This is a genomic window from Microvirga sp. P4_G7 (assembly GCF_056401005.1).
Map to the genome: position 1 here is coordinate 1 of NZ_JBFUKD010000232.1, position 5200 is coordinate 5200.

A 5200-nucleotide genomic window follows, 5' to 3' on the forward strand; every position below is an offset into this window, starting at 1 on the left:
GAACGCGCACGCGCAATGATGACCAAGGTCGGTCTGCGGCCGGAACATTACAGCCGCTACCCGCACATGTTCTCGGGTGGGCAGCGCCAGCGTATCGCGATCGCCCGCGCGCTGATGCTCTCGCCGAAGCTGGTGGTCGCGGACGAACCGGTATCGGCGCTCGACGTGTCGATCCAGGCTCAGGTTCTCAATCTTCTCGCCGACCTTCAGGCGGAATTGGGCCTCGCCTATCTCTTCATCTCGCACGATCTCGGCGTCGTCCGGCACATCGCTCACGATGTGCTCGTGATGTATCTCGGCAACGTGGTCGAGCAGGGCCCGAAGGAGCGCATCTATGCGCGTCCGCTGCATCCCTATACGCAGGCGCTTCTGTCCTCGACACCGGGTGTGACGGGTGCCAAGCGCGAGCGCATTGTGCTGAAGGGCGAACTACCGTCGCCGCTCAACCCGCCGACGGGATGCGTGTTCTCGACACGCTGTCCCTATGTCACGGACCGCTGCCGTGCAGAACGGCCGATCCTGCGCGAACTCGACGGCCGCAAAGTCGCGTGCCACTACGCCGAGAACTTTCTCGAGAAGGCGGCTTAGTCTCGCCTGACGCGCATTTTGCCATCAAGCGGATCGCGCAGCCGGCAATGCGACCGGCTGCTCGAACGTCGCGGCCGGCGGCTGCACGTCGCTTTGCGACTGCGCCTCCTCGATACAGCGAGACACCGCATCCCTCAGCGAGCTGACGCAGTGATCCGCGTCGATCGCCGTACATAGGGATTCGGCGCCGGCGGCGAGATCCGCCCGCCACATTCCCACCAGGACGGGGACATCCGGCAGATGCTTGCGCAGGCGGCGCACGAGATAGCGCAGATGCGCAGGCGCGCCGCCGAATTCCAGATACGAGACGCAAATCATCTTCACGCCCGTCGCGTTCAGTCGCGCGATGTTCGCGCGGGTGACCGCTTCGTTCTGAACGACCTGCGCGCCGAGATTGTGCTTGCCGAGGAGCTGCGCGAGCATGTCGGCCGCCACCTCGTCGAGAGGACCGCGACCGGCGATGCACATGACGGCTCCATCGGCTCGCCAGCTCTCATCGATCGTCTGGCCGGGCTCCACGACGATGGCTTTCTCCTGCTCGTCCTTCGCCTCGCTCTCGGTGCTATTCACCGAATCGGTTGGTCCGGGCTCGACGTCCTCGTGCGCGCCGAGATCGTTGATCAAGGTTTCCATCACGCCGACGACACGCTCGAGCTGCGGCCCGGTCAAGACATTGCGCGCCGAATCGTTCGCCGCGATCTGCAATCCGCCGAGAGCGACATCGTCGTAATAGGACGATAGGGACCGCTCCTTGAGCAATTGCTCCGCCGATTCGAGCGCCTCGTCCGGATCACCTGCCAGCATGCGTTGATAAAGGTTTTCGGCCGGCGACAAGGCGGGACGGTCGCCGAGAAGGACGTCCAGGAATTCGAGGCGTTCCACGTGCCGCCCGAGGACGACGAGACACAACGTCAACGGCGTCGCGATCAGGAGGCCGACGGGCCCCCACAACCATGTCCAGAAGATCGCCGACACGACGACGGCGAAAGGCGACAGGCCGGTGCTTTGTCCGTACACCACCGGCTCGACGATTTGCCCCATGACCGGCTCGGAAATCACGAACAGCGCGRGCGTCATGATCGCCATCGACCAGCCGGGATCGACGGCAGCGGCCAACATGGCGGGGAAAGCCGCCGCGATGATCGACCCGATATAGGGAACGAACCGCATCAGCGCGGCAAAGATGCCCCACAGAAACGGACTTGGCACCCCGATGACCCACAATCCAGCCGCGATGAACACGCCGAAGGTCGCGTTGAGGGCGAGCTGCGTCACGAAGAACCGGCTCAGCCGGCGCGCCGCGTCGTCCATCGCGATCGTCGTGCGGTGTAGGTCGCTGGATCCGAACAGCCGGATCATGCGATYGCGCAGATCCTCCCGCTGCAACAGGATGAAGATCAGGACCACGAGGATGATGCCTGTGGTCGCAAAGGGCTTCAGAACCGGGACGAGGATGTTCTGGACCAATTCAAGTGGCGTCGGATCCGGCTGGTGCACCTCCACCGGCAACGGACCCGGCTCCGGGTTCGCGGGCGCCGGCGTCGCCGCCGCTGCTGCCGGCGGCTGGGAGGGCTCGGCTTCGCGGGTGGCCTTGTTCAATTCGTGGCCGATGCTGCGCACCATCGCCGGTAGGCGTCCGATCATGCCCTCTCGCAGTGTCGACAGTTTCTCGCGTACCGTGGCCTGATAGGTCGGGAGCTCGGTGGCGAGGCCCGCCACCTGATAGCCGATCACGCTGCCGAGCGACCCTAAGATCCCAAGGACCAGCAGGACCGCGATGATCACCGAGGGAATCCGGCCGAGGTGCCATCGCCGCAAGACATCGACGAACGGGGCGATGACGAAGGCGAGCAGAATCGACATCGTGACCGGCAGGAAGATCTCCCGCCCCACATAGAGGACGGCGAGAACGCCAGCGACGACGGTGAACGTGAGGAGGCCCGAGACGCCCGGCACGTTGGGAGGCATCACCCGGTTTTGCTGCGGCGGTGGGACGAGATCAGAGCTTGGCATTGCGGTCCCTCACGCCGCGAGACCCGCCCCACGGCGATCATCAACGCTCAAGCGCGCCGAACGATCCAACAAGCTTGGCCGGAGCTTCTTTTTGCACTGCAGCAAAAATGATCTAAGGTTACCGGTCCAAGGATGTTATGGAACACGATGAAGGTTGCGACCGAGCATTTCAGCTTCCAGAGCGGCGAGACGACCATTTCCGTTGAAGCGATCGCCACGGCGGGGTCGGACCCTCGTCCGGCGCTCTTGATCCTGCACGGCGCCGACGGGTTGAAGGTCAACACCCGCTATCGCGAAGGGGCCAATGCGCTCGCCGCCGCGGGATACCGTGTGTTTCTGATCCATTATCTCGACCGTACGGAAGAATGGCACGTGTCGCTGGCGACGTTGTTTCAGAATTTCGGGCCATGGCTGGAAACCGTGCGCGATGCCATCGACTGGCTGTCGCTGCGGCCGGAGGTCGACCCGGAGCGAATCGGCATCATCGGCGTTTCGCTCGGCGCCGCCCTCGGGCTTGCGATCGCTGGCACGGACGAGCGCATCAAGGTCCTGGTCGATTATTTCGGACCGCTCCCCATCGGCGCCCTGACCAATACCGGGCGCCTGCCGCCGACGCTGATCCTGCACGGCGTGCTCGACGCCATCGTCCCCGTCGCGAACGCCTACGCGATCGAAGCGCTGGTGAAGCGCCAGGGTGTTCCCTACGAGATCCACATCTATCCCGGACAGGGCCACGGATTTCGCGGCAAGGCGCAAGCCGACGCCATACAGCGCGTCATTGCATTCCTCGCGACGCACCTGCCGCCTGCCGTCCCAGGCTCATCCTGAGGGCTTTTCGCCGCGCTTGCAGACCGCTACGTTGCCTCGAATCGACACGACGAGGGACGACCATGGCCGCATCCGACAAAACACCGACCACCAACCCGTTTTTCGGCGCGTGGACGGAGCCGTTCGGATTGCCGCCTTTCGACCAGATTACACCCGATCACTACAAGCTCGCCTTCGACAAGGCGCTCGACGAGCAGCAAGCCGAAATCCGTAGCATCGCCGCCAATGCGGAAACGCCGAGTTTCTCGAACACCATCGAAGCGCTCGAGAAGAGCGGCGCTGCGCTGAAGCGCGTCAGTTCGGTTTTCTTCAACCTTGCCGGCTCGCATACGAACCCGGCGATTCAGGCGATCGAGCGAGAAATGGCGCCGCTCCTCGCCAAGCACCGCAACAGCACCTTCATGAACGAAGATCTGTTTCAGCGCGTCGACGATTTGTACGAAAGGCGCGAAACGATCGCGCTGAGTGCGGAGCAAAAGCGCGTCCTCGACCGCTATCGCACGATCTTCGTCCGCGCGGGCGCGCAGCTCAAAGGCGACGACAAAGCCCGTCTCGCTGCGATCGTGGAGCGTCTGGCGACGCTCGGAACGCAATTCTCGCAGAACGTTCTCGCCGACGAGACGTCCTACAGACTGGTTCTAAACAATGAATCCGATCTGGCGGGACTTCCCCCCTTTCTGCGGGAAGCGGCCGCGCAAGCCGCTGCGGATGCCGGCCTCCCAGGGAAACATGTCATCACGCTCTCGCGTTCGAGCATCGAGCCGTTTCTGCAATATTCGAGCCAGCGCGACTTGCGCGAACAGGCTTTCAAGGCATGGGCCTTGCGCGGCGATCTCGACGGCGAAACGGACAACAAAGCGATCATCGCCGAGACCGTGAAGCTGCGCGCCGAGCGGGCGAAGCTTTTGGGCTACGACACGTTCGCCGACTTCAAACTTGCCGACACGATGGCGAAGACACCCGCCGCTGTGCGCGAGCTTCTGGAAGCGGTCTGGCAGCCGGCCCGCGCCCGCGCCATGTCCGAGCGTGACGACCTGCAGACGCAGGCACAATCCCAGGGAGACAACATCGCCATCGAGGCATGGGATTGGCGCTACTATGCCGAACAGGTGCGAATGGCGCAGCACAGCCTCGATGAGGCGACGACCAAGCCGTATTTTCAGCTCGACCGCATCATCGAGGCTGCGTTCGATACCGCACACCGCCTATTCGGCCTGAGCTTCAGGGAATTGCAGAGTTTCCCGCGCTACCACCCCGATATCCGCGCGTGGGAGGTCATCGGCCGGGACGGAAAGCATCTCGGCGTTTTCATCGGCGATTATTTCGCGCGCGCATCGAAGCGCAGCGGCGCCTGGATGAGCAGCTTCCGCATGCAGGAAAAACTGACGGGCGACATCCGGCCGATCATCGTGAACGTCATGAACTTCGCCAAGGGTGGCAAGGACGAACCGGCGCTTCTGAGTTTCGACGACGCGCGAACGCTCTTCCACGAATTCGGTCACGCCTTGCACGGGTTGATGTCCGACGTGACCTATCCCCTTCTCGCGGGAACCAGCGTGTCGACCGATTTCGTCGAGCTTCCGTCTCAGCTCTACGAGCATTGGCTGTCACAACCGGACATCCTTCGCCGTTACGCCACGCATTACCGCACGGGTGAAGCGATTCCCGAGGATCTCCTCGGACGCCTCATGGCGGCGCGCAATTTCAATCAGGGTTTCTCGACCGTCGAGTATCTGGCCTCCGCCTTTGTCGATCTCGACCTGCACAGCGC

General features: G+C 63.3%; 4 protein-coding genes. 3 read left to right on the plus strand and 1 reads right to left on the minus strand.

Features of this window, described 5'->3' with window-relative positions; genetic code table 11:
• A partial coding sequence (locus AC1DT3_RS11565; protein WP_477465401.1) for an oligopeptide/dipeptide ABC transporter ATP-binding protein occupies positions 1-588 on the plus strand: 588 nt, incomplete at its 5' end.
• Positions 589-612: 24 nt separating this feature from the next.
• Here the strand turns inward: AC1DT3_RS11565 and AC1DT3_RS11570 are convergent.
• Positions 613-2601, minus strand: a complete 1989-nt coding sequence (locus AC1DT3_RS11570) for an AI-2E family transporter (protein ID WP_477465402.1) — start codon at positions 2599-2601, stop codon at positions 613-615.
• Positions 2602-2748: 147 nt separating this feature from the next.
• Between AC1DT3_RS11570 and AC1DT3_RS11575 the strand changes: the two genes are divergently transcribed.
• Together AC1DT3_RS11575 and AC1DT3_RS11580 are read left to right on the plus strand one after the other, a co-directional pair.
• Positions 2749-3429, plus strand: a complete 681-nt coding sequence (locus tag AC1DT3_RS11575) for a dienelactone hydrolase family protein (RefSeq protein WP_477465403.1) — start codon at positions 2749-2751, stop codon at positions 3427-3429.
• Between the two features lie 62 nt (positions 3430-3491).
• Positions 3492-5200 (plus strand): M3 family metallopeptidase (locus AC1DT3_RS11580; RefSeq protein WP_477465404.1); only part of this gene is annotated, 1709 nt, incomplete at its 3' end.